The organism is Streptomyces sp. NPDC004065, from assembly GCF_044903565.1.
GTDB lineage: Bacteria > Actinomycetota > Actinomycetes > Streptomycetales > Streptomycetaceae > Streptomyces.
This window is the reverse complement of sequence record NZ_JBJDQT010000071.1, coordinates 1-1,487: the sequence shown is the minus strand read 5'-3', so window position 1 is coordinate 1,487 and position 1,487 is coordinate 1. Positions and strand designations below refer to the sequence as shown.

At 70.4% G+C, this 1,487-nt stretch carries 2 protein-coding genes; both read right to left on the bottom strand.

The genetic code is table 11. The features are described 5' to 3' along the window. Nucleotides 1–2 precede the first annotated feature (2 nt). Nucleotides 3–791, bottom strand: coding sequence for a transposase (locus tag ACI2LW_RS33670; protein ID WP_404735056.1), 789 nt, complete (start codon nucleotides 789–791; stop codon nucleotides 3–5). Further along, nucleotides 701–1,487: ISL3 family transposase (locus tag ACI2LW_RS33665; protein WP_404735055.1), on the bottom strand; the 787-nt coding region annotated here is incomplete at its 5' end. The genes ACI2LW_RS33665 and ACI2LW_RS33670, both read right to left, overlap by 91 nt.

Sequence of the window (1,487 nt, the reverse complement as noted above, 5' to 3'; positions counted from 1 at the left end):
GTTCATGCCGCGTGGAGGACGCGTTTGCGGAGCAGGTCGAAGTTGGCGCGGCCGAACATCTGGCGCTTGATCATTTTGATCTTGTTGTTGTGACCCTCGACCGCACCGGAGCTGTAGCGCAGAGTCAGCCCGGCGACGACCGCGTCGAGGTCCTGCAGGAGGCCGGTGGCGAAGGTCTGCAGGGCGGGGACTTCGTCCTGTTGGACGCGGGTGATCCAGTCTTTGAGTTGGTGGCCGCGGCGGTTGTTCATGAGCTCGGCGAATGCTCTGACGTGCTCGGCGGTGCGGGCGAGCGCCGGGACGCGCGCGAGGATCTCCTTGAGTTGCTGGGCGTCGTCGGCGGCCAGCCGGTCGGGGTGGCGGGTGATCCACCTGGTCACGTCCCGAACGGAGGGTTTGCGGCGGGGCGGGTCCTGGTGCGGGAACGCATCCCGCAGCCGCCGCACGTAGACGCGGACGATCTGCTCCTGGCCTGGGTAGCCGCGCTGCCGGATCTCCTCGAACAGGCGGCGGGCGACGGTGCAGCCCTCGGCATACCGCTGGTTGAGGTAGGGCTTGTAGGGGTCGAGGATGCTGGTGCGCCCGGTCCAGCGGCCGACCAGCAGTTCGTCCGCGTCCGAGGCGTGGGCCAGGCGGCGGACGGTGCCGCGGGCCAGTCCCAGTCGCCGGCTGATGGCGCGCAGGCTGACGCCCTCACGGATCAGGGCGTGGACGGCCGCGTGCTGTTCGCGGACGCGGTCCGACAGGCGTCCGGTCCGGCGGGGCTCAGCAGTGGCGGACGGCAGGGACACGTGCTGGGTGGGACCTGCCGGTGGTGGAGGTTCGGGAAGCAGAGTGCGGTTCTGGAGAGCACGGTCTTCTCGACGGCGTCGGCGAGGTTCTGCCAGAGGTGGAAGCGGTCGGCGACGTGGAGGGCGTCCGGAGCGCCCAGCCGTGCGGCCTCGGCGTAGGAGGCGGAGCGGTCGCGGCAGATCACCTGCACTCCGGGGTGGGCGGCCAGCCAGGAGCGGACTGTCTCGACGGTGCGGTCTGGCAGCAGGTCAACGGGACGACGGGTCTCGATGTCGACCAGGATGGTCGCGTAGACGTGGCCCTTGCGCAGGGCGAATTCGTCCATCCCCAGCACTCGCGGCGCCGGCGGCTCAGGTTCGGGGACAGCACGTATCAGCCTGAGCAGGGTGGATCGGCTGACCGGGACGGCGAAGGCCTCGGCCAGGCGGGAGCCGGCCCGGCCGGCGAGCATGAGCCCGAGCCGTTGCAGCGCAGCCTGGAGCTGTTGGCTTCGTCGTCCGTACCGGAAGGTGACGCCCTCGACCTGCTCGACGAAAGTCGCCTGCTTGCACGCTTGTTGGCGGCAGCGAAACCGGCGGACCCGTAACTCGATCACGACGCGACGCTGGGCTGTCGCGCTGTCGTCGAGCCGGCGCACGTAGCTGCTGTGGACGCGGCCCGAGGGCGTCCCGCACGACGGGCACTCCGCACCCGCT